The sequence below is a fragment of the Chryseobacterium sp. WG23 genome (assembly GCF_024586575.1).
Taxonomy (GTDB): domain Bacteria; phylum Bacteroidota; class Bacteroidia; order Flavobacteriales; family Weeksellaceae; genus Chryseobacterium.
This window is the reverse complement of sequence record NZ_JALCZE010000001.1, coordinates 199,855-221,586: the sequence shown is the minus strand read 5'-3', so window position 1 is coordinate 221,586 and position 21,732 is coordinate 199,855. Positions and strand designations below refer to the sequence as shown.

At 35.9% G+C, this 21,732-nt stretch carries 24 protein-coding genes; 7 read left to right on the top strand and 17 right to left on the bottom strand.

Annotated features, from left to right (window positions below):
* Positions 1-9: 9 nt before the first annotated feature.
* The 5 genes from MP477_RS01030 to MP477_RS01010 all read right to left on the bottom strand — a co-directional run bounded on the left by MP477_RS01030 (position 10) and on the right by MP477_RS01010 (position 3,656).
* The gene (locus MP477_RS01030; RefSeq protein WP_257188818.1) at positions 10-588 is read right to left on the bottom strand and encodes a YdeI family protein; all 579 of its coding nucleotides are present in this window, start codon (positions 586-588) and stop codon (positions 10-12) included.
* Positions 589-772: 184 nt separating this feature from the next.
* The gene (locus MP477_RS01025) at positions 773-1,243 is read right to left on the bottom strand and encodes an SRPBCC domain-containing protein (protein WP_257188817.1); all 471 of its coding nucleotides are present in this window, start codon (positions 1,241-1,243) and stop codon (positions 773-775) included.
* A gap of 192 nt (positions 1,244-1,435) precedes the next feature.
* Positions 1,436-1,777 (bottom strand): helix-turn-helix transcriptional regulator, encoded by a 342-nt coding sequence (locus MP477_RS01020; protein ID WP_257188816.1) that lies wholly within the window; start codon positions 1,775-1,777, stop codon positions 1,436-1,438.
* Positions 1,778-1,908: 131 nt separating this feature from the next.
* Positions 1,909-3,204, bottom strand: a complete 1,296-nt coding sequence (locus tag MP477_RS01015; RefSeq protein WP_257188815.1) for a bacteriophage abortive infection AbiH family protein — start codon at positions 3,202-3,204, stop codon at positions 1,909-1,911.
* Between the two features lie 32 nt (positions 3,205-3,236).
* The gene (locus MP477_RS01010) at positions 3,237-3,656 is read right to left on the bottom strand and encodes a helix-turn-helix transcriptional regulator (RefSeq protein ID WP_257188814.1); all 420 of its coding nucleotides are present in this window, start codon (positions 3,654-3,656) and stop codon (positions 3,237-3,239) included.
* A 185-nt stretch (positions 3,657-3,841) separates the two neighbouring features.
* Between MP477_RS01010 and MP477_RS01005 the strand changes: the two genes are divergently transcribed.
* On the top strand, positions 3,842-4,036 hold the full coding sequence (locus MP477_RS01005) for a type I toxin-antitoxin system SymE family toxin (protein ID WP_257188813.1): 195 nt from the start codon (positions 3,842-3,844) through the stop codon (positions 4,034-4,036).
* A gap of 322 nt (positions 4,037-4,358) precedes the next feature.
* On the opposite strand, the gene MP477_RS01000 is transcribed toward MP477_RS01005, so the two are convergent.
* Both MP477_RS01000 and MP477_RS00995 read right to left on the bottom strand, forming a co-directional pair.
* Positions 4,359-4,829, bottom strand: a complete 471-nt coding sequence (locus tag MP477_RS01000) for a DUF6265 family protein (RefSeq protein WP_257188812.1) — start codon at positions 4,827-4,829, stop codon at positions 4,359-4,361.
* A 65-nt stretch (positions 4,830-4,894) separates the two neighbouring features.
* Positions 4,895-5,707: a helix-turn-helix domain-containing protein gene (locus tag MP477_RS00995; RefSeq protein WP_257188811.1), complete on the bottom strand. Its 813-nt coding sequence runs from the start codon at positions 5,705-5,707 to the stop codon at positions 4,895-4,897.
* Between the two features lie 153 nt (positions 5,708-5,860).
* Between MP477_RS00995 and MP477_RS00990 the strand changes: the two genes are divergently transcribed.
* Complete coding sequence (locus tag MP477_RS00990; RefSeq protein ID WP_257188810.1) at positions 5,861-6,643, top strand: YdcF family protein; 783 nt, start codon at positions 5,861-5,863, stop codon at positions 6,641-6,643.
* 355 nt (positions 6,644-6,998) lie between these two features.
* Here MP477_RS00990 and MP477_RS00985 read toward each other — a convergent pair whose 3' ends face one another.
* Entirely contained in the window at positions 6,999-7,394 is a 396-nt protein-coding gene (locus tag MP477_RS00985; RefSeq protein ID WP_257188809.1) for a VOC family protein, read from the bottom strand.
* A 207-nt stretch (positions 7,395-7,601) separates the two neighbouring features.
* Between MP477_RS00985 and MP477_RS00980 the strand changes: the two genes are divergently transcribed.
* Positions 7,602-8,195: a hypothetical protein gene (locus tag MP477_RS00980; protein ID WP_257188808.1), complete on the top strand. Its 594-nt coding sequence runs from the start codon at positions 7,602-7,604 to the stop codon at positions 8,193-8,195.
* 415 nt (positions 8,196-8,610) lie between these two features.
* On the opposite strand, the gene MP477_RS00975 is transcribed toward MP477_RS00980, so the two are convergent.
* Both MP477_RS00975 and MP477_RS00970 read right to left on the bottom strand, forming a co-directional pair.
* On the bottom strand, positions 8,611-9,609 hold the full coding sequence (locus MP477_RS00975; RefSeq protein ID WP_257188807.1) for a phosphotransferase: 999 nt from the start codon (positions 9,607-9,609) through the stop codon (positions 8,611-8,613).
* Positions 9,610-9,753: 144 nt separating this feature from the next.
* Positions 9,754-9,885, bottom strand: a complete 132-nt coding sequence (locus MP477_RS00970; RefSeq protein ID WP_257188806.1) for a hypothetical protein — start codon at positions 9,883-9,885, stop codon at positions 9,754-9,756.
* Between the two features lie 295 nt (positions 9,886-10,180).
* Between MP477_RS00970 and MP477_RS00965 the strand changes: the two genes are divergently transcribed.
* Positions 10,181-10,786 carry an alpha-ketoglutarate-dependent dioxygenase AlkB gene (locus MP477_RS00965; RefSeq protein WP_257188805.1) on the top strand — a complete coding sequence of 202 codons (606 nt, stop codon included), beginning with the start codon at positions 10,181-10,183 and terminating at the stop codon, positions 10,784-10,786.
* Between the two features lie 59 nt (positions 10,787-10,845).
* Here the strand turns inward: MP477_RS00965 and MP477_RS00960 are convergent, their stop codons facing one another.
* Positions 10,846-13,230, bottom strand: a complete 2,385-nt coding sequence (locus MP477_RS00960) for a TonB-dependent receptor (protein ID WP_257188804.1) — start codon at positions 13,228-13,230, stop codon at positions 10,846-10,848.
* A gap of 205 nt (positions 13,231-13,435) precedes the next feature.
* Positions 13,436-13,720, bottom strand: a complete 285-nt coding sequence (locus MP477_RS00955) for a hypothetical protein (RefSeq protein ID WP_179140018.1) — start codon at positions 13,718-13,720, stop codon at positions 13,436-13,438.
* Between the two features lie 442 nt (positions 13,721-14,162).
* On the opposite strand from MP477_RS00955, the gene MP477_RS00950 reads away from it, so the two are divergent.
* Positions 14,163-14,954, top strand: a complete 792-nt coding sequence (locus tag MP477_RS00950) for a LexA family transcriptional regulator (protein ID WP_230039040.1) — start codon at positions 14,163-14,165, stop codon at positions 14,952-14,954.
* Positions 14,955-15,066: 112 nt separating this feature from the next.
* Here MP477_RS00950 and xth read toward each other — a convergent pair whose 3' ends face one another.
* The 4 genes from xth to MP477_RS00930 all read right to left on the bottom strand — a co-directional run bounded on the left by xth (position 15,067) and on the right by MP477_RS00930 (position 18,314).
* Entirely contained in the window at positions 15,067-15,843 is a 777-nt protein-coding gene (gene xth / locus MP477_RS00945) for an exodeoxyribonuclease III (RefSeq protein WP_257188803.1), read from the bottom strand.
* Positions 15,844-16,110: 267 nt separating this feature from the next.
* Complete coding sequence (locus MP477_RS00940) at positions 16,111-16,926, bottom strand: ferritin-like domain-containing protein (RefSeq protein ID WP_257188802.1); 816 nt, start codon at positions 16,924-16,926, stop codon at positions 16,111-16,113.
* A 24-nt stretch (positions 16,927-16,950) separates the two neighbouring features.
* Entirely contained in the window at positions 16,951-17,664 is a 714-nt protein-coding gene (locus MP477_RS00935; RefSeq protein WP_257188801.1) for a ferritin-like domain-containing protein, read from the bottom strand.
* A gap of 80 nt (positions 17,665-17,744) precedes the next feature.
* Positions 17,745-18,314, bottom strand: a complete 570-nt coding sequence (locus MP477_RS00930) for a fasciclin domain-containing protein (protein WP_257188800.1) — start codon at positions 18,312-18,314, stop codon at positions 17,745-17,747.
* A gap of 314 nt (positions 18,315-18,628) precedes the next feature.
* Between MP477_RS00930 and MP477_RS00925 the strand changes: the two genes are divergently transcribed.
* Together MP477_RS00925 and MP477_RS00920 are read left to right on the top strand one after the other, a co-directional pair.
* Entirely contained in the window at positions 18,629-19,198 is a 570-nt protein-coding gene (locus MP477_RS00925; RefSeq protein ID WP_230039050.1) for an RNA polymerase sigma factor, read from the top strand.
* A gap of 1 nt (position 19,199) precedes the next feature.
* Positions 19,200-20,024 carry an anti-sigma factor gene (locus MP477_RS00920; RefSeq protein ID WP_257188799.1) on the top strand — a complete coding sequence of 275 codons (825 nt, stop codon included), beginning with the start codon at positions 19,200-19,202 and terminating at the stop codon, positions 20,022-20,024.
* 292 nt (positions 20,025-20,316) lie between these two features.
* Here MP477_RS00920 and MP477_RS00915 read toward each other — a convergent pair whose 3' ends face one another.
* Entirely contained in the window at positions 20,317-21,711 is a 1,395-nt protein-coding gene (locus MP477_RS00915) for an alkaline phosphatase (protein ID WP_257188798.1), read from the bottom strand.
* Positions 21,712-21,732 lie beyond the last annotated feature (21 nt).

Below are 21,732 nucleotides of genomic sequence, written 5' to 3'. Positions count from 1 at the left end.
GTTTTGTGATTAGTCGTTAAGCCCTTTTCCGTCTAGGATTTGAGGAATGCATTTCTCAATTCTTGCTTCCCTGGTTTTGGATTGCTTGGCAGAGGAGAAGTGGAGTAGGTAGGCCCGTTGTCTTCCTTGTGTCAATCCTTCGAAAGCCTCCTTTAATGCCAGATTTTCATCTAATCTTTGTTGAAATTCCTCAACCATTTCGAAGTCCTTGGTTTTCTTCATTTCAACTTTTGCCCCGGATTCTTCAATTTCTACAGCTTCAAACATATAGGCCCGAAGTTCTTTTTCAAGATCATTGATCTGTTGAAGGTCTGTAAAACGAATTTGCCTTGCCGCCTGTACATTTTCAGATTGCTGAATTAAAATCTGGTCAGGATCTTTCATCAAGGCTCCTTTAAAGAAGAGTAGGGCACAATATTCTTTAAAACCGTGAATTAAGAAAATGTTCTTTCCTTCATAGGTATAACAGGGACAGCCCCATTTTAGATCTTCTACAAGCTCGGTACTTAAGGCAATTGTTCTTAGCTTCTCAAATTCTTTTTGCCATTGCCCGGCATTTTCAAAGAAAAAATTAACTTTTGGATTCATGTATTTTGGGTTTGAGGGTTCTGGAGTTCTAGGGTTTGAGAGTATTAGAGTGGGAGGGTAAGAGCGTGTGAAGTTTAAAGTGTAATGTTCAAGGTTGTTGTTCTTTCTCTCATCGTTGACGATTCACTTGCAAAACAAAATTCCCTATTGGCATTCACAATGTAAACTATGGTATTCATCTCTCTCATCTCTTTGTCTCTCTAAATATTTCCTGTAAACGGTTATGCGCCATATTAATTCCCTGAGCGAATGGCATTTTCAGGTGCTGATCTCTGAAGTCTACGGATCTATAAATGGTTTGGATGGTGATTTTGCTGGTAGTATCGGTTAATTTTTCAAATTCTAAAAATTCAATCTGAACCGGGAAAGGTGTGTTCTCCATCTGAAAAGTTCTCGTAATTTTCTCATTCTGAACAATATCATGAATAGCTCCATTAGCGCTGAACACTACATCTCCCTGAGGATTTAAGGTTTCAAAGCGGTAACTTCCGTGTGGCCTGTTTTCAAACTTGGTCACTTTTGTGCCCATCCATTGTTCGAAAAGTTCAGCTTCTGTATAGGCTTTGAAGAGCAATTCTACAGGAAGATCAAATTCTCTGATGATAAAGATTTCCTGTTTGCCATCTTCTGCGTGGATTTTTGTTTTAAGTTCCATGATTTTAAGAGTTGAGAGTTGAGAGTTAAGAGTTAAGAGTTAAGAGTATTAGAGAGTGGGAGAGTATTAGGTTTTAGAGTATGAATTTCGGAAGGGATAATATCAGGCTCAGAGTTTGATGTTTATTCCAACTGCAACAGTCTGTTATCTGACATCTAACATCTTATAATCAAATATCCCAAATCTCCCGTCTCATATCTCCCTGTCTCTTATCTCATTCTTCTGGTACGCCTTCATCACATCTTCCAGTTTATTGAATTTCTCGTCCCACATTTTGCGGAAGGGTTCTATAAAATCGGCTATTTCTTTCATTTTATTTGGATTAAGGTGATACGTAATTTCCCGGCCGTTTTGTTCAGATCTCAATAGTTCACATTCTGTAAGGATCTGAAGATGCTTTGAAACAGTAGGCCTTGCCGTATCAAAGTTAGCCGCTATTGCTCCGGCTGTCATCGATTGAGCCGCTACCAACATCAATATAGATCTTCTGGTAGGATCTGCGATCGCCTGAAATACATCTCTTCTTAAATTCATTGTGTAGTTATTTGACTACAAATATATGTGTAGTTATTTAGCTACGCAAGTTTTAGGAGAAAATTTTATTTTAATGAATTATAAGTGCGCTTATTAAAAGAAAAATGGAGAACTTAATGCTCTCCATTTCATTATCTAAATAATGCTTCTGTAAATTTCTTATTTACGACTTTGTCCCTCATGGAAGCCTTATCTGTGAAGTTTCTAGAGATATTTCTTATCATTTCACTGTAATTATCAGTTCCATCATTTTTTTGACGATAATAAGGCTTTACAGAACTACAGTTTTTATGTTCAAATAGCGTATTTAGTAAAGTTCTATCTGAAATTCCACAAGAATGCCCAAAAATAAAAACTTGATAATTATTTGAATTTATAAATTCTAACAGTTTTTTATAAGAATCACTTTCAAGATATTTCATTGACTTAATATTTTGTAGATATTCGTTGTCATCAAGATCTTCAATTTCTAAGTAATCTTTATCTATTTCGTCTCCAAAACCAAAAATGATCTTATTATCTGTTTTATTATTTAAAATTCCATGAATGTGTGTTACATTTGTAGATATATCATTTCCAAATTCACTATCAGTTGGGGGATTGTCATAATGAGTCTCAGTTGATGTATAATTAAAATTTACGAATAATATATCTTCTGGTCTATGACGAAAATAATTCGGTGCGACATCGGATGTTAATATTTTTTTAATTTTTTGTCTCTTATCTTTAATACCAATTAAAGCTTGATAAAGTTGAATGTCTCTATCGGATAACTCTAAATCTGAAATAGATATCTTTTCTTCTTCAATATCTTTAACATAATTGTTAATCCTTTGGAATTCAATTTCAGTTAGTTGATTAATTGATGACTCTGAAAAGTCCTTGAAATTAAAATCTGAATATATTATATTATAAACAGATTTTTTAAAACTCATTTCTTCAGCAGTACTTGCAAAACTTTTTGTAAATTTTGTTTGAATTTTTGTAAGGTATTCTTCTAATAGCGATTCAATAGACTGAAAATCTTTATTCAGTGCAGTTATTTTGTATCTAGGTAATGAAAAATCTTTGTAACTTTTTTTTAATAACGAATAATATTCTTTTTCAATATCAACCCAATTAAGAGAATGATTCTTTTCTGTTAAAATTTCGAGAAATTTATTTTTGTATTTTACTTTACTGCCATTGTATCTTAAAGCTGTTAATAGGTTGCTATATTCAGACTCACCTTTAGCAGCATCTGAATATACAATTGGCGGTACCCGATCAATAGTGATATTGTCATCCTCAAATCTTTTACCATTATATTTCCCATTTAAAACCTCTTTTCGTTTATTTCCCCAATAATCATTAATAAAGGCTCCATAACTTGTTGACATCCCGTGAGCAAGATCAAAACCATTCCCAATTAAAATTATACGATTCATTATTATTAGTTTCTTTGAAAGTATTTTTCTGATTATTTTTTCTCAATTAACCTCTCCAATTTCTCAATCATTTCTTTCTGCTGCTCAAGCATACGCTCATAAAGCTCTACCATTTTATCAATAGGATTGAAGGATGGCTGGTAATTGAATACTGCCGGATTCGTCATCGTGGCATTATCATTATTGTTGATTGTATTGGCTATAATATTTATTGCAGAATCCTCATCAAAATTCTCAATTGCTTCTGCAGGCACTTTCAGAATCTTCGCCACCTGCGCCAGAATATCAGATTCTACGGTTTCTTTTTGTTCTAAAAGGGAAACTTTCTTCTGGTTCCAGTCATCACCCAGTTCAAATGCTAAAGCTTCTTGTTTAATTCCTAACATTTCACGGAAACGTTTTATATTTCGGCCCTGGTGTATTTTTTTATTTTGCATATCTGTGTAATCCATAATAACAAATATAAAGCTTTAAGTGATAAAAATAAAGCACATTTTTAAAATAAATTATCTTCTAAAATAGCTGTTTTTTTGCCTAAAATATCCTTTTCATAACTGGTACAGCCCATCATATATTTCTTGCTTTGATGAAAAACAACAATATGAGAGAAATAATTATTCGGGGCAAATATAAGATAGTGTCCATTCGGAACCTTACGGTTTCCCATAAATCATTTGAAAGAGCGTATAGAAGGGTGGTCTTCTTCCCGGAAATCCGATTAGCAGGGAAGTGGCTGCTGGAGTGTGGTTTTGAGCCGGGAGATAAAGTTCTGGTGACGGTTCGGAGAAATCAGATTATTTTAGAAAAGGAGATGAATTATGAAGAGGTGTAACCAAAACAGGTTTTGAAGCAGGTTTCTGGCTGATATTGCTGAAGCTTTTTTTATAAGTTTTCGCAGATTTTGGAGATTGCACAGATAAATAAAGGATAAATCTGCGAAATCTGTGTGATCTGCGGGAGATTTATATCTTTTTAGGTTAAACGCAAAGTTTTATGATGGTGCTGTATATTTTTAGTGAACTAAGGGTGGGGAGGTGAACTTGCCTGATGAAGGTGAGTGGATAGATAAGTTTTCGGCGGCCGCAGGCCGCCGAAAACTATTATTCTGAAAACAATACCGGTGTACACAATAGATTGTATTCTGATAAAGGAAATTATTTTATTTTCTTCATGGGGAATGCCTGTCTGGCCATTTTCCCATTCATAAGGTCTGAGATTTCTGCAAATAAAGAATCTTTACGGATTTTTTTATAAGTGATCGTTTGTGGAAAGTCATTCTGTCGGTTTTCAAATACCAGTGAAGTGGGATTTGAGCCAGGAGTTGAAATAAAATCGACAGGCTGTTCATCATGTTGACCTTTTACAGATACGATGTAATGCAGTTTTCTGTCTTTTTCTACAAGGCGTACAGACTCGAAGTGAATGGTATCTTTATTCTTTAAATAATAGCTTTCTCCCTGAAGTTCAGTACTGCTTTTCTGAGTCCAGGTTTCGTAAAGACTGCCTTTCGTGGTTTTGGTTTCCCAGGTACCAAGCAGCCATTCCAGTTTTTTGATTTCACTGGGCTGAGTCCAGCTGCCTATAATCAAGAGTCCAATGACAGCGGGAATTAGTTTTGTTTTCATGTTGCTTATTTTATATCAATCAAAATTCATGATAAATAAATCTTTACAATTGTAAAAATGCGACATCACGAATCTTTTTTGTAAAATAATGAGGACATCTGAAGATGGTCACCATAAAACTCTTTGGGACTAAGGCCTGTAAACTCTTTAAAATCCTTGATAAAATGAGCCTGATCATAATATTCAGCATCGTAAGCAAGTGCCGTAAGACTGGTGTATTCTTTATGAAGAAGCTGTTTCAGGATTGATTGAAGTCTTATAGTTTTGGAAAGTTGTTTAGGACTCATGCCAATGGCTGAAGAGAACCTGCGTTCCAACTGTCTGCGGTTGATATTGGTTTGCTGGGATAATTCATTTACAGAGATTTGTCCATTTAGATTGAGGAGTATATCAATGGTAGATTGTACAATCCTGTCGATGGTTTCAGGATTAAGTCTTTCCTGCAAAAAGTTTTCTACATGACTTATTTTTTCCTGAACTGTTTTAGAATGGAATACTTTTTCACCCAATTCAGCTCCGGCAGCTCCAAACAGATCTTCCAGCGGAATGGCTTTATCATCCATCTCTTTTATGGGAATAGCAGCAAACGGCAAAAAACCGTCATGATGAAAACGGACAGAGAAAATGCCGGTGATTCCGGTAGGTTTTATTCTTAAAGGTTGGGTTAACTGTCCGAAAACACAACTTCTAGGCTGTACAATAGCTTCTCCGTGGATATATTGTTTGTAGAGATCTCCATAATGGAAAATCATTTCCATACAGCCGTCCGGAACGATAGTCTGTGATTGTGGCACGTCTTCTTTTGGACTGTCCAGTGTCCAATAGCATTTGATAAAAGGAGCCAGCTCCGGCCCGGGTTCGAATGTTTGATAATCCATGGTATTTCATATTCTGATGGTATAAAATTATCAAATAAAAAGCGAAATCAATTCAAAGAGACCTTTGAAATATATTGAGGAAAACAGGAGTTATGAAATAACCTTATCTTTGAAAATCCAATATTTTCTTAGCATTAATCAATAGTATCATAGATGAAATTTTTACTGGACTTTTTATTCCGTATTGTACAGCTTTTTACAGAACCCTATTTTTTAGTATTTCTTGCAGTAGTTATTATCGCTCTGTTGAAAAGGAAGAATAAATGTAAAAATCTGAGAACAGGAATTTTTATATCAGCAGTTGTCATGATTATCCTTATAGGAAACGGTTTTCTGGGTAAACTAATCTCCGGATATCTGCAGAAAAGTTATATCAGTACTTCAGGGATGAAGAATATACCGGCTCAGAATCCCATTATTGTAGTGCTCGGTGGCGGGGTGGTAGATATTGACAATACAGAGAAATTGCATACCATGTCTTATTCCAGAATGGTTACTGCCTATCAATTGTATCATGAATACAGGGAAAATAATCAATCTTGTAAAATATTAATTTCTGGAAAAGGAAGAGGGCATACAAGCGAAGCCGAATTATTCCGAGAGAATTTTAAAAAGATGGGGGTGCCGGATTCTGACATGATTAAGGAAGATCAAAGCATGAATACCTATCAAAATGCAAAATATTCAAGTCAGATAGTAAATCAGATGGGGCCATCCAGTGTATATCTGGTGACTTCGGGGTTTCATATGAAAAGATCTGTGGCTTTGTTTCAGACCTTTGGATTAAAACCTATTCCTAAAGCATCGGATTTTATAGATACTGAACTCACAATATTTCCTAACAGCTATAATGCTGCATTTACATTTGTTATGCTTAAAGAGGTCGTGGGAATATGGCAGGTGCAGTTATATAACAGTTTAGGAATGAATAAATAGTATTCTGCAGTCTATTGTACATATAAATAACCGGTCCCTTGAGTTAACTTAAGGGGCCGGTTTGCTTTAAAACTGTTCAGACTTTTTTAATAGGTTTTGGCTAAAGCCAAATTGATTGTAATGTTTTATCAGATGGACTAAAGTCCATCTCTATTGAATTTACATTGCCATATTAAATCATCAGTCTGTTTTCTTCAGTGAAATTATGGCTTGTTTTTCTTTTAAAAGCCTAAAATACAGAAAAACTAATGAAGGCTCAAAAAAGCTGTGTTTTTCCATCCTGTACCTATGCTATCTGGTTGAAAATGAAGAAGATTTAAGACCAAAATAAGTTGTAATCAAAATCTCAGAATATTTACATTTTGAAGACATTAAATTTATGTCCATCAGGATCTGCAAAGACAAAACCATAATAGTTGTTTCCAAAGCTTTCAGGTTCTGAGATAATGGTTCCGCCTGCATTTTTAACTTCTTCCGCCCACTGATCAGCCTGATCTATGGTTTCAGCAGAAAGGGTAAATATAATTTCATTGGAATGGTGAGAGTCACCAAATTTTACATTTTTTACATTGGTCTCAATGATGTTTTTTAGAAAGAAGTGAATAATAAATTCATTGTCTCCCACAAAAAAACTTACCAATTCATTAGAACTGTGTGGATTATTGGGCTTAAATCCCAGTTCTGTATAAAATTTCTGTGTTCGCTCAAGGTCCGCCACAGCAAGGTTTGCCCAGATCATTTTTGGTTTCATACTATTTTATTTTTTGGTTAGGATAAAGGTAGCACCTTTCAATAGGATAAGGGTTGCCATGTGGCAAGATTTTGTATTTTTATAAAGGCCATTAAAAATAATATATTACTAATAATTGATTAATTCTCAGATAGATATTAATTAAACTATTGCTTTTTAATCAGTTATGCTGTATTTGTTACAATTTAATTTAACATAATATATAAGATGAACGAACAGATTATTAATAAAATTAAAATTTTAGGAGGAAATACTGACGCTGTACATGCAGATAAAAATTTTGTAGAAAACTGGCAGAGTATTAGATTCGACAATTATTTATATGACAAAGATTGGGATGTGTATGGTATTGACGAGTTTTACAGCATTCATCAAAAACTGTATAAAGAAAATAATGAAAAATTTTACCGCGACTTAACTGAACATTATTTTTCCTTACATGACTGTACATATGGCCACTATTTTTTCAAAGACTGGATGTTTACTCCGTTTAAACCAGGCTCGGAAGATTATGAAGAATTAGATGGGCTTGTAGAGGAAGATGACGTAAGAAAAACTGTAAAAGGCAAAGAAATGGATTTTGTCTGTATATTTTATTCATATGGATATCCGGATCATTATTTTGTGTGTACAAAAGATCCTGATCAATCAAACCCAGCGGTATACGGAACGGACCATGAAGTTTATTTTAATGAAATTGAAAACGAAGGAAGCCTGGAAGAGTTTCTGGACAGGTTCCTTACCAAAGAAGAGTTCCGGGAAGTCGTTAAAGAATATCTGCAAGGAAAATTAGGTGAATAAGGGATTTTGATGTCATTAGTCCTCTATTCTTAGGATAATTGTTTTTTCCTATAATTTATATTATGTTAAATTGTATATATTTTAGCTTTTCAAAAAGTATAACATTTTTTAATTTACATCAGAATCCAAAGTTCCATTCCAACTAATCGATCCATCCTATACTTAAGTCCCAATTACGAAAACCCGTGCTAGGGTTTCTTTATTTTACTTTTGAGGTTATTACATCGAATTTTTCAAGCAATAATAGTTTATAGATTTCTGTGACTTCGTTCCAATCTGTAGCCTGGTATCTGGTTTGCTGTCCTTCGAAAATGACGAAGAGTGATAAATCTTTATGTACTTCAATCACGTTGATATCCGCTTGCGTATTGTATGTAGCTTTCTGTCATTACGTGAGCATATTTTGATTTCAATATCAGTTTATATTAATCTCAATTTTGTGGTAAGCAATCCATCGTTTGAGATTTCCAACCATTCTTTTTAAATGATCTTCATTCAGGAAAATATTGGTCCAATATTCAAATCTGTCGCACTGAACACTTATGTAATAGGTCATAATTGCTAAACATGCGAAGGGTAAAAACTTTTTTTCTTCATTACTAATTTTAGTTACTATCTCATACCCTTTTATGAAGCTTTCTGCTTTTGTTTGATATTCTTCTTCGTTCAAATGGGTTGCAAATAACTGAAATAGGAAATAAGAAATGTCAAAGCATAAATAACCGTTGCCACAGAAATCAAAGTCAAAAAATGTTATTTCTTTTTCATCGTCAATGTGCAAATTGTCAAACCAAACGTCAAGATGAACAGTTCCATATCTCATTTTCTGGTTGTCAATATTTTCCATTTTTAGCGTTAAAAAAGCAGAAAGGCTTTCTAAAAATTCAATTTCGCTTCTATTTTTACTATAGAATTCTTTTGTTCTTAAAACAGGGTTCTTGAGCAAGTTTTGAGCATTGTAAGACATTCTCATCAGTTCGATATTTTCTGTGGATTGATGAACTTTTGCTAATGCTTGTCCAATTAGAAAGCTTGTTTGGGGTGAAAATTTAGCTGTCTTAATGCCTTTAGCATACGAAAATAAAACGCCAAATCGTGTACCTTCTGGAGCTTCAATTTCTTGAATGAATTTGTTCGATTTATCAGCTATTGGAAAAGCAACTTGTCGGTCTGCTTCTTTCAGAAGAATTAAAAGTCTTAATTCTTCTTCAATTTCTAATTTAGTCCGCCAATTATGTGTGTAAACTCTAAAAACGTATTTGTTTTCGTCATCATGAACAATGTATAAATGATTCATAGCAAGCCGAAATATGTTGCATTCCGTTTTGTCGGTTAGTTCATATTTTCGTTGAATAAGTTTACCAAGTCCATTTGGTGAAAGTGTACTATTTATTGTAGGAAATTTCTCTGTCATTAATTCTTAGTTCGCAGTTGGTTATAAAATATATGCAATTTCGTTAACATTTCTTTCTTTTTTGTCAATAAAATTAGATTACCATTTTTTATTACTTTTAGTTCCGGTGTAACTTCTATTAGCAATTACAAAGATACATGACGATTATTTTTTAATCTCTATTCCAATAACAGTAATGTATTCCTCATTTTCGCAGTCAATAACATAATCTGCACCTAATTTAGTAAGAAATTGATCATGAACTTTTCTTGCTGTTGTGAACATAATGGTTTCCATAACCTTGGCAATTTGAATGGTAGGTATTGCTACACCGCCGGAACTCTCGTGAATCTGCGCATAACTTCCCTGCCCTTTAAAATACCTACAAGCTTTTATTGATAATTTTGCAGATGATCTATTTATATGTCTAAACAGAATTTTGTGTTTATGTTATAAATATTGTCCTGGTCTATATTATAAAATTAGTTACATTTTTGAACAAAATTTGTATTTTTGTTGATATAATTTATATCACTATCGTTTTTTTATGATAACAATTCAGTTAATGTATTTATAGACCTTAAATTTTAAAATGTCGCAGCTTAGTTTATTTAATTCTGAAGAATATTATCGGTTCCCTAAAGAGCTTTTGGAGTATACGGAGCATTTTTTACCTGAAGATGAGGCCTCAGGGCTTGAAGAACTCTTAATGAATACTGCTCCATGGAAACAGAGAACCCAGAAAATGTATGATAAAATGGTTCTCACTCCCCGTTTGACGGCTTGGTACGGTGATGAAGAAAAGACCTATCAATTGGGAGATACACAATTTACAGCCAATCGATGGCTTCCGGAACTGCTTGATGTAAAAGTGCGTATAGAGAATGCCACGGGATGTGCTTTTAACTCAGTATTGTTAAATTTATACCGTGATAAGAATGACTCTGTAGCCTGGCATCGGGATAAAGATAGTAAACTTGGTGACCACCCTGTTATTGCCTCTGTAAGCCTTGGACAGGTAAGAAGTTTTGATTTCAGAAACGTTGACGATCATACCAATAAATATAGCCTCCCCCTTCAGCATGGTTCCCTGTTAATCATGAAAGGAGATCTTCAGATAAATTGGGAACACCGCATTGCCAAATCTGCTCTGCCTATGAAACCAAGGATCAATATGACCTTTCGGTTGATAAAATAAAACCCGTCTGTTACCTGCTTTTATCAATTGCTCACACAGTAGCAGACGGGTTATAGATATTATGATATTTTGATTTTTACCCCTACTGAAATATTAATTCCGGCGAGAGGGCTAAGGAATTTCAGTTGAGAATTTTGAAGTCTTGCTTCTGTATTTAACAGGTTGTTTCCCAGTATATAATATTCTATACTTCCTGTTTTTAAATGGGTATCTTCATAAGAAATACGGGCATTAAGAAGTGAAAATGCAGGCATAGGAAGCTCCGGGTTTATATTTTTACCAAGATATTTTTGCTTCATATAATGGTCTAATGCTATATTGAAATTCAGCTTTTGGACCGTTCCTGTAAGGCTGAATCCAAAACGGCTTGTAGGCATATTAGGCATATAATCTCCATCACTCCATTTTCTTATGGAACTGTCTGCTGTACTGATGTTTCTTACCAGGTCATAATAAGAGCCTAACTCCCATTTTCCCAATCTGTGAAGGTCCATTTTGTAAGCAGCCTCCGCTTCTATTCCGGTGATCTCGGTATCATCAGAACGCCATTCCTTTACCAGGAAAACTTCCCGTGAAATCCCTGTATGAGCAAGGTAGATGTAATTTTTATAGAAAGTATGGTACCAATTGGCGGATAAGCGTATATTTTTCAAATTAAGTCCACCACCAATTTCCCAGGTTTTTGCAGTTTCTTTATCCAGCTTGTCATCTCCGTTTTCTTCTGTGAGAATGGCAAAATGATTGTTGCCAGCATAAAGCTCATTGACTTCGGGTGCTCTTTCAGAGTGATTGTACTGTATTTTCAGATAAGCCTTTTTAAAAATATTCCATTGGGCTGCTGTATGAAACTGATTAAGAGTAAAATCCCTTCCTGTGAGGTTTCCTCCTGAAAGCCCACGGCTTCTGATGTATTTTTTATCAGCATCAGCTCTACGTTGGACGTGGTCATTCCGGTATCCCAAATCAAATTCAAGAAAATCAAAATTGAGGTGCTGCATTGTGAATATGCCAATTTCACGGCTTATGTTGTTAGGTAAATATCTTTGACTTCCGCTACCCTCCATTTCTCTGTATTGTACTTCAAGTCCTGTAGTTCCTGTTAGAAATTTCAGTTTCTGTTGCACTATTTCCAAACGGCCATTATGTTGTTGTACTTGAAATTGATTGGCTTTATAGCGTTCCAGAAGTTCTGAATTTGTGGAAAGTACTCCCATATAATTAAGCTTTATACTGGCAATTGGAGAATGGCTGAATTCATAGGCCGTTTCCAGCATAGCCTTATGGGATAGGCTTCTTACATTAATAGGTAAATACTCTAGGGGCTGCTGGGGTTTCCCATGGGAGTGTTTTGGGATTTTGGATAAGGCATAGCCGGGAACACCAAAATAGGAATAGGAATTTTGATAGGCTCCTCCTATATAAAAGGATTTGCCAATATAGCTGGTCCCCAAATAGAATGAATTGCTTTCTGAATGACTGTTTGGAATGACACCGTCTTTTGTTGGCACATAGTCCTTAATACTGTTTACTTCGCTTTTGTAGCGGTCTTTCGTGGGATCCTGCCCCGGAACGTATTGATCGTTTTTGGGATTGGGGTGATATTGGCCATCCGACGGATTGTAATAAGTGGGGCTGAATGTATAAAGATCATCCTGTGAAAGTTCATATTCTACCATATGATCCTTGGCAAACTGGCTGATATAAGGGAACAGACTAATGTTAAGAACATTTCTTGAATTTACATCCAACTGGCAGAGGGATTGCAAAATGCTATTAAATCCTACCAGGTTTGGATCATAACATCTGTTGTCTTTAGATTTCCCCGGTATACGGACGATTTCCTGTTTTTGGTTGGAACCTCCTATTGTCCATACCCAGTTTTTGGTGATGGTACCTTTTGCTGAAAAGGCCTGTTTCTGTCCACTGTTGCTTCCTCCTTCCAGAAGTGCCTGAAGGTTAATTTTTTTTGATGGAAGCTGACGGACGATATAGTTCGTTTCAATATCAACGGCTCCTCCAATAGCTTTTCCACCATACAGTACTGCTGCTGAATTCTTATAAATATTAATGCTCTGAGCATTATCCATTTGAATATCCAGATTAAAATCAGGGCTTATTCCTGAAAGATCATTCACTGAAGTTCCGTTTTCCAGAACTTTTACCCTATTTCCACTCAGGCTTCGGATAACAGGAGCCCCGGAATTGGGCCCATATCCTGAATTTTGGATACCCGGAATTTTACTCAGCGTTTCTCCTAAGGTTTTGGATTGTATAAAATCCAGTGTTTTCTTTGGTATACTTACCACATCCCTGTTCATTTTTCCCTGTATCCGTATTGATTCTATATCCTGGACTGTCTTTTCAGTACTCAGGTTCTGAGCTTTCATCACAGAATGATAAGAAATGACAGACCCTCCCATCAAAAAAATAACGGCTTTTTTCATATGCGTATGCTTTAATAATCCGGCAAAGCTAGATAATTAATTTTATTAAAGCAACTTTGTTGCATTAAAGGAAGTGCACCGCGTTTCTGAATATAATGTTTATTTACGCATAACAAATTGTGTTATAATAAAATATATATAATAAATATACCCACAAAAAAACCGCTCTGAAAAGAGCGGTATAGTTTTTATTACTTGTTTTTTCTTAGCAAGTAGATCCACACTCAAGTAATCTGATGTGAATTACACCATTGATTACACATTGTGTTTGGCATAATGTGTTACCTACAAGGGTACCCACACCGCCTAATACACCACCAACTGTAGAACCTACACCTGTAACAACACCACCAACGATAGTGCCTACACCTCCTACAACACCTCCAACTACACCACCTAATCCTCCTAGTAATCCACCGATTGGATCAAGTAATCCGTTACCAGAAATTGTTTTTAACTCGTTTCTGTCTAATTTTTTTAAGTTTTTCATAACTATAATTTTATATGATTATTACATTACGAATATAAGAAGAATAATAATAAGTTGATAAGTTTTTCTGAAAAAAATAATAATATGTTTTTATAATTTAATATTTCATTAATATAAAAGCAAAATAATGAGAATATCATTTAATGTGGTATCTGGTTGATTTAGTAAATGTTAAAAAGCATATTTCAAATTCAAAAATTTAGAGTTATTAATTTATAAGTAAATATTGTTTTTTAATGAATATTCTTCAAAACAAATAAGAAGCTTCTATAGAGGACAGAAAAATTAAAACTGAAGTTCAGGAGTTCAGTTTTTTCTAACCATTCCATAAAAATAGCTGCGAAAAACTGAATTTTTCTACTTTGTACAGTAAAACCAACCTTCCGGGTCACTGATAACGAAATCAATTTTGTATTTTTGCTGATATACTTTTATTTTATCAATGTCAATTTTTTCAAATAATATACGCTTCTTAAGAGCTAAGAGAAAACTTTCCCAACAAAATGTAGCTGACGAATTAACGATTTCCAGAGTAAGATATTCTAAATATGAGAATGGAATATCTGAACCGCCAATTGAGCTTCTGGTAAAAATTTCAAAATACTTCCATGTGAGTATTGATCTGCTGGTATCTGTAGATATCCAAAAATATCCTATGGATGAAATGCTGAAACTTCCGGATAACAGGATTGTGCTTCCGGTAGCTGTAGACCATCATGGGAATGATACTATTGAAATTATTCCCCAGAAAGCATCAATGGGATATCTGGAGGGGTATAGTGATGTAGAATATATTGAAAGCCTTCAAAGGATTGCACTCCCCTTTCTTACCAATGGAAAATACAGGGCCTTCCCTGCAGATGGAGACTCTATGCCTCCGTTTAGAGACGGGTCCTATATTGTAGGGAAATATGTAGAAGGAATAAATGACCTGAAACCGGGTAAAACCTATGTTTTTGTTACTTTAAATGACGGAATTACCTACAAACGTTTTAAAGAAAAGAATGAAAGCTCCATCAGCGTAAGTGCAGATAATTCGTTCTATGAGCCTTACGAAATCCCTTTTGATGAAGTGGTGGAAATATGGCAATATGCTTCAGGAATTTTTCCGGAAGACTTTGAACCCGGTGATTATGAAAGCTATAACTTTAAAGAAATGTTCCGTGAGCTGAGACAGGATATCAAAGATCTTGACCGAAAGGTTTCCGGCCGCCGGCGTAAATTGTCATCATAAATTTGCTATAGATCTTTGATTCTATAGAATACAGATAACAGACAGCCGGTTTTCTTTGTGAAGCCGGCTGTCTGTTATTTCTTAAAGCCTTTGTCACCAGCCATCATGGCTTTCAGTGTCGGTCTAATATAATCCATACCGGTGCATGGTCACTGCTCTTTTCCCAGCCCCGGACATGACGGTCTACTCCACCCGATTCTAGCTGAGAACTCAGATAAGGACTTAATAAAATATGATCAAGCCGTATTCCGGCATTGCGGTCATAAGCTTTGTACAAATAATCCCAGAATGTATAGATCTTTTCTTCAGGGTAAAGAGTACGGATAGAATCCAGCCAGCCTTTCTTTTGCAGCTCTTTATAGGCTTTTCTTACTTCAGTTCTGTATAATGCGTCATTTTCCCAGCGCTCAGGTTTATAAACATCGATAGGTTCGGGAATAATATTGAAATCCCCGATAAGGATTGCGGGAAGCTCCATTTTGATAAGTTGGTTCATTCTCCTTTTTAAGCGTTTGATCCATGAAAGTTTATACTCAAATTTTGATCCCGGATATGGATTGCCATTGGGAAGGTATAAGCAGCATATAACCATTTGATCAATAATGGCTTCTAAATATCTGCTCTGAAGATCTTCAGGATCACCAGGCAGAGAACGCTGTACTTCGGTGATCTCCATATTTTTTGCCAGTATGGCTACTCCATTCCAGCTTTTCTGCCCTTTCCATATAGCCTCATAGCCTGCTGCATTTATTTCTTTTAAAGGAAACCGTTCCTGTGGAGCTTTGAGCTCCTGAAGGCATACAATATCGGGTGATGATTCTTTCAGCCACTGCAAGAGTACAGGTAGCCGGCCATTTATTCCGTTGACATTATAGGTTGCTATTTTCATAATAGAAAAATATTAGAATGAACCATATTGAATAAGGCAATAATTATTCCATCATATGAGAAGAATTCTGTATTAAGACAGCCTTTAATGTACCATACAAAAGTACCATACATTATATAATATATGGTACTTTAGTAAAGGAATGGTTAAAACTAATTGTTGATGATATGTTTTTTTAAGGCCTAACGATACGTATTTTTTGAGGATAGAGGCCCTTTTCCGGATATGCTGGAAAAAGCGTATCACTCCACTGCCATCCAATCACAATTACACTATAAATAAAGAGGCAATAGTTTGGGCATCACTGCCACTCATCACTTCGTCATAAGCTGCTGAACCTGCTGCTGTCCCAAATAAGGATCCTGTATTGTATCCGGACTGGTTCACATTGTCCTCTCCTGCATATACAGGATCTGTTGCTGAAGGCATATTTCCGCCGTTGGCAAGTTCAATCCAGCCTTTATTGGCTCTCATTCTTCTTACCTGTGATGCATGTCTTGCTTCCACAGAATGAATCTGTAAAGCAGCTTGAAGGACAACTTTATTGGACATGACATTTCCGGCCTGTCCTTTATAAGCTCTTACTCCTGTATCTTCAAAAGCCTGCGCCAGGACCAGAAACTGATTGTAATCTGTAAAAGGAGAGAAACTTCCATTAGCCGTAAAATCAAAGGTTGGTTTCGCTCCCGGTGTTGTTCCCAGAGAAGTAAGAGTACTTTTCAGAAAACTAACGTGGGCTGATTCGTGTTTTGAGATCTGCATAAAAACCGGCCTGTCAGAATTGGGAATCAGGCCTGCTGTAGACAGCCCTAAGGCATAATATTCATTTTCAAGATATTCTAATACCAATGCCAATTGTAAAGCATCGGTTAATGTACTCTTTAAGGCAGCACCTGTAAATTCTTTTGTTGGGGTTTCCGCTTTTGCCGGACTAACCACCAGGGCACCTAATCCAAAAGGAGCGGCTGCTGTTGCTGCTTTTTTTCCGAATAATGACATATTCGTAATTGTTTCCAGTCTTGAAGCTTCTGCAGTAAAAAAATTATCATGAGAAAGCTTATCTAATAATTTAAGAATGTTCATAATACAAGATTTGAAGATGAATGATTAATTAATACCTCTTTCTTTCCAGGAGAAAGGAGTTTTTATAAACCCACCTGCAGCCATTACAATATCCTTAGGCTCTTTGGCAAGGTCCAGGCCGTTAGCATCTACTACATCATCTCCTGAGAAATCTGCAGATCCCGGATTGATCAGGTTTCTGATAGCAGAGGCATGTCTTGCTTCTACAGAAACTATTTTCCCGGCAATAACAAGATAAGCCGCATTGGTAATGTATTTTCCGGCTCCGTTATAGGCTGCTACTCCGGTATCTTCTAATGCTTTGGCAGTGGCAAGCACAGAGCTTCGGTTGTTAAAGTTCACATTGGGATACTGAAATTCAAGTTTTGGAAGGACATTCTGAGTGGCTCCGCTAATGGCTGCTTTGAAAAAATCCCTGTGAATGACTTCATGGTGATAAAGATCTGTGAAAACTTCTTTTTCAATACTTGAGATTCCGCTGTAAAAGTTATTAACTACTTTAGTATAAAAGTCTGCTTCAAGCTGTTCGAGGGCATAAGCGTAGTTTAATATACCCACATCTCCTGTTCCCAGATCAAATATTTTACCATCATCTATCATTTGAAAGTCATCATTATCATCACAACCTACCAGTGTGAGGCCAGCTATGGCTAACCCTATACCTCCCAGTTTCAAAAAGTTTCTTCTGCTTGTATCAGGGGTTGCTCCCTGATTAGAAACATGAATCGTTTTTTTCATAATATTAATTTTTAAGTGTTTGTTTAGATAATTGAAGAAAACAGCATACCTGCATATGCTGTTTAAAGCTTTATTAATTCTTATGGCATCAGAACTGTATCTATTACATGAATGACACCATTAGACTGGTTTACATCCGCGATGGTCACTTTTGCACTGTTTCCTTTCGCATCTTTTACATAAAGATCTTTACCTTTCGTCCAGAATGTAAGTTCTTCACCCTGTGCAGTTTTCATCATACTTTTTCCGTTTCCTGCTTTTACTGCAGCCCATATTTCTTTAGCATTATATTTCCCGGATAGCACGTGATACGTCAATATGCTGGTAAGCATAGCCTTATTTTCAGGTTTTACAAGGCTCTCTACGGTTCCTTTCGGGAGTTTTGTAAAAGCAGCATCTGTAGGTGCTAATACGGTAAAGGGACCTGCTCCCTGTAATGTTTCTACCAGACCTGCAGCTTTTACTGCCGCTACCAGTGTTTTATGGTCTTTAGAATTGACGGCGTTTTCAATAATATTCTTTGCCGGATACATGGCAGCACCTCCTACCATTACTGTTTTTTCTTTCATCATTTGTGCAGTTACCTTCCCACTAAAAGCGAATGATAAAGCGACCATTGCTAAAACTGCGGTTTTTGATTGTGTGTTCATTGTGCTGATTTTTTATTGTTAAGGTTGATTGTGTTCTTAGTGTCATTTACGAGGTTGGTTTTGTTTTAGATTGATAAAAAATGAAATAATCAACAAATACTTGATAATCAGATATTTATTTTTTATAAAGGATGAAATCAAAATAAACTTTATGTAGGTTTCAAGTAAGAGCAGGGTTGATCATGGAATACACAGGTAGTATTGCTTTTGAATTAAGCTTTCCTGTTTGATATATCTTAAATAAAACCTTTAAAATCATATATGAAGTAAAAGATTTAATGATTTTATTTGGAATGTATTTTATTTTGCTACATTTGGAAAGAAAAATAATAATTATTAAGACAGCCTATTCTGAAGAGGAACTTATCGTTTTATTAAAAGAAAAAAACGAAAATGGTTTTCATTATCTGTATGACCACTATTCCGGTGCGCTGTACGGAATTATTCTTCGTATTGTTCAGTCTAAAGAATATACCGAAGAAGTGATTCAGGATGTTTTTGTCAAAATATGGAATTCTATCCATCAATATGATGAATCCAAAGGAAGGTTTTATACCTGGATGATCAATATTGCCAGAAATACAGCTATAGATTATTTAAAATCTAAAGGGTTTCAGAATGAGCTTAAAAACCAACCACTTCCGGATTTCGTATATAATACTACAGAACTTTCAACGACCAACAATTCATCCGATTATATCGGATTTAGCAATGTACTGGAAGGACTGGATGCAGACAAGCAGGAACTTATTAATCTGGCTTATTATCAGGGATATACCCAACATGAAATATCCGAAAAGCTGAAGATACCCCTGGGAACGGTAAAAACGAAAATGCGGAATGCATTGATGAAATTAAAAGATTTGCTAAAAGATTATCAATAAATTGAACACAAAAGAATACATATCATCCGGAATTATAGAATCTTATATTCTAGGCCATGCTTCTCCTGAGGAAGCTGGGATTTTGGAGTGTGTGATGAAGAATAATGCTGAAGTAAAAGCAGCTTTTGAAGAAGCACAAAAAACTTTGGAACATCTTGCTACGGCCCAGGCTGTAACACCTCCAAGTGATCTGAAATCTAAAATCTGGAATAAAATTCAACAGGAACAGTCTTCTGTTGAAGAAACAGCATCTTCCTTTTCTATAGATACTCCGGAAGCAGAAGATAGCAGAAAAATTAAAACTCAGGAACAGATCCAGAGAAAAACAAACTGGAAAGCTTATGCTGTTGCTGCGTCTGTTTTATTCCTGTTAAGTGTGGCCGGAAATCTGTTTTGGATGAACAGCCAGTCTGAAACAAAACAGGAAATGACAAAACTGGCAGCGGAAAAACAATCTCAGGACGAAGCTATGAAAAAAATGGACCGGAAACTGGATATGTTTTCCAATCCGGACATGCAAATGGTGATGTTGAAAGGGGTTGAAAAACATCAGGACGCGAAGGCCATGGTTTTCTGGGACAAAAAAACAAAAAAAGTATACCTGAATGCTGAAAATCTTCCAAAAACTCCGGAAGGAATGCAGTATCAGCTTTGGGCTCTTGAAGATGGAAAACCGGTAAGCGCTGGGATGTATACTGAAGATAAAGACAGTCAGGTTCCACTGGCGACTATTTCAAAAGCACAGGCCTTTGCCATCACGCTTGAAAAACAAGGCGGAAGTCCGGTTCCTACTATGGAAAACATGTATGTAATGGGTGGAATATAAACCTTTCCAATAATAAAACAAAAAATGAGGTTATAAAATTCCTCATTTTTTGTTTAACACACTTACCATTACTGTGATAGCATTCTATAGGGCTTCTGCATAATAGGAACCGAAACATTTTTATATCAATATTTTAGGCTATTTGTTGTTTTGATCAAAAAATATAAAACAGAACAAGAGTATTTTCACTCAAAATGATGAAGATGGATATAGTATATAAAATAAAAACAAGGCGAATACAATTCGCCCTGTTACCACCAAAAATTAATATGATATGAAAATATGAATGAGTTTATAGAGGTGAAGCTTTGAGCATGAGATCATGCAGATCTGTATTTTTAATGAAAGGCTGCAAAAGCTGACTTCCCGGGCCATAAGCCGCCACTTCTACATAATCTCCGGAGTGATCCATACTGATCCACCCCACAGAATTACGGTTTTTCTGGATATCAGAATAGAGCTTAAAGGGGAGTTTCTTATAATTGTAAAGCCCCTCTTCTTTTTCAAGGCCATTATAGAAACTTAATAGATGTTTGGCTTCATCATCATTCAGAATCAGTTTGTTTCCTTCGTAAATCCAGTCTTTAATATCTTTTACAGAAAAGTCTTTATGGATCTTATTCAGAATATATTCATTAGTGTATTTGTAATCTGAAATACTGTTGAAATTTTTAGTTGCATCAGCTCCGTAAATCGTTCCGGGATTGGCATTTCCATGATCTGTAGTAATGATGACCAGCGTATTTCCGTCTTTTTCTGCAAAGTCCATCACCGTTTTTATGGCTTCATCAAACGCAAGCTGATCATGAATTAATGCGGCTACATCATTGGCATGAGCAGACCAGTCTACTTTTCCTCCTTCCACCTGAAGTACGAAACCTCCCGGATGATCTTTCATCTGATCAATAGCGGTCTTTGCCATATCAGCCAGTGTAGGTGTATTTTTGAAATCAGGAAGACTGGCTTTGTCAATACTGTAAGGTAATGCTCCTGTACTGAATATTCCTATTATCTTTTCTCCTTTTTTAATGTTTTTCAGATGATTACGCTCTTTAAGCACCTGGTATCCCTTTTTCCGATAAACAGCATAGAGGTCTTTTTTATCTTCCCGTTTTTCCGGATTAAAAAACTCATCGCCACCACCCATCAGGACATCTAACTCCAGCTCGGCATACATTTCAGCGATTTGAGGTTCTGCATTTCGTTGGGCAGAATTCACACAGAATCCTGCAGGTGTAGCATGGGTAATCGTTACCGTGGTGACGCAGCCTGCTTTTTTTCCTGCTTTTTTAAATTTTTGCCATATAGGAAGATGCTTTTCACCATTAGGTCCTATGTTCAAAACCCCGTTCTTTACTCGGATTCCACCCCCGAAAGCTGAGCTTGCAGCAGCTGAATCTGTGACAATAGAACTGGCTGAAGCCGTATCCATCAATGCCCGTGAAACTTTTTGATCATGATACAGATTAAGCCAATTACTTCCCTTTCCCAAAATATTCCGGGAATACAGGTCGGCCATTGAAAGTGTTCCAAGACTCATCCCGTCGCTTACCATAAATATGATGTTCTTTGCACTTCCGGAATGGACTTGCTCAGTACTTCTTTGGGAACTCCAAAGTTCAAGCGGAGATATTGTAAAGAGACCTGATAGTAATGCTGATCCTTTTAGAAATTTACGTCTGTCCATATGCTGTAAAAATAATGCTGA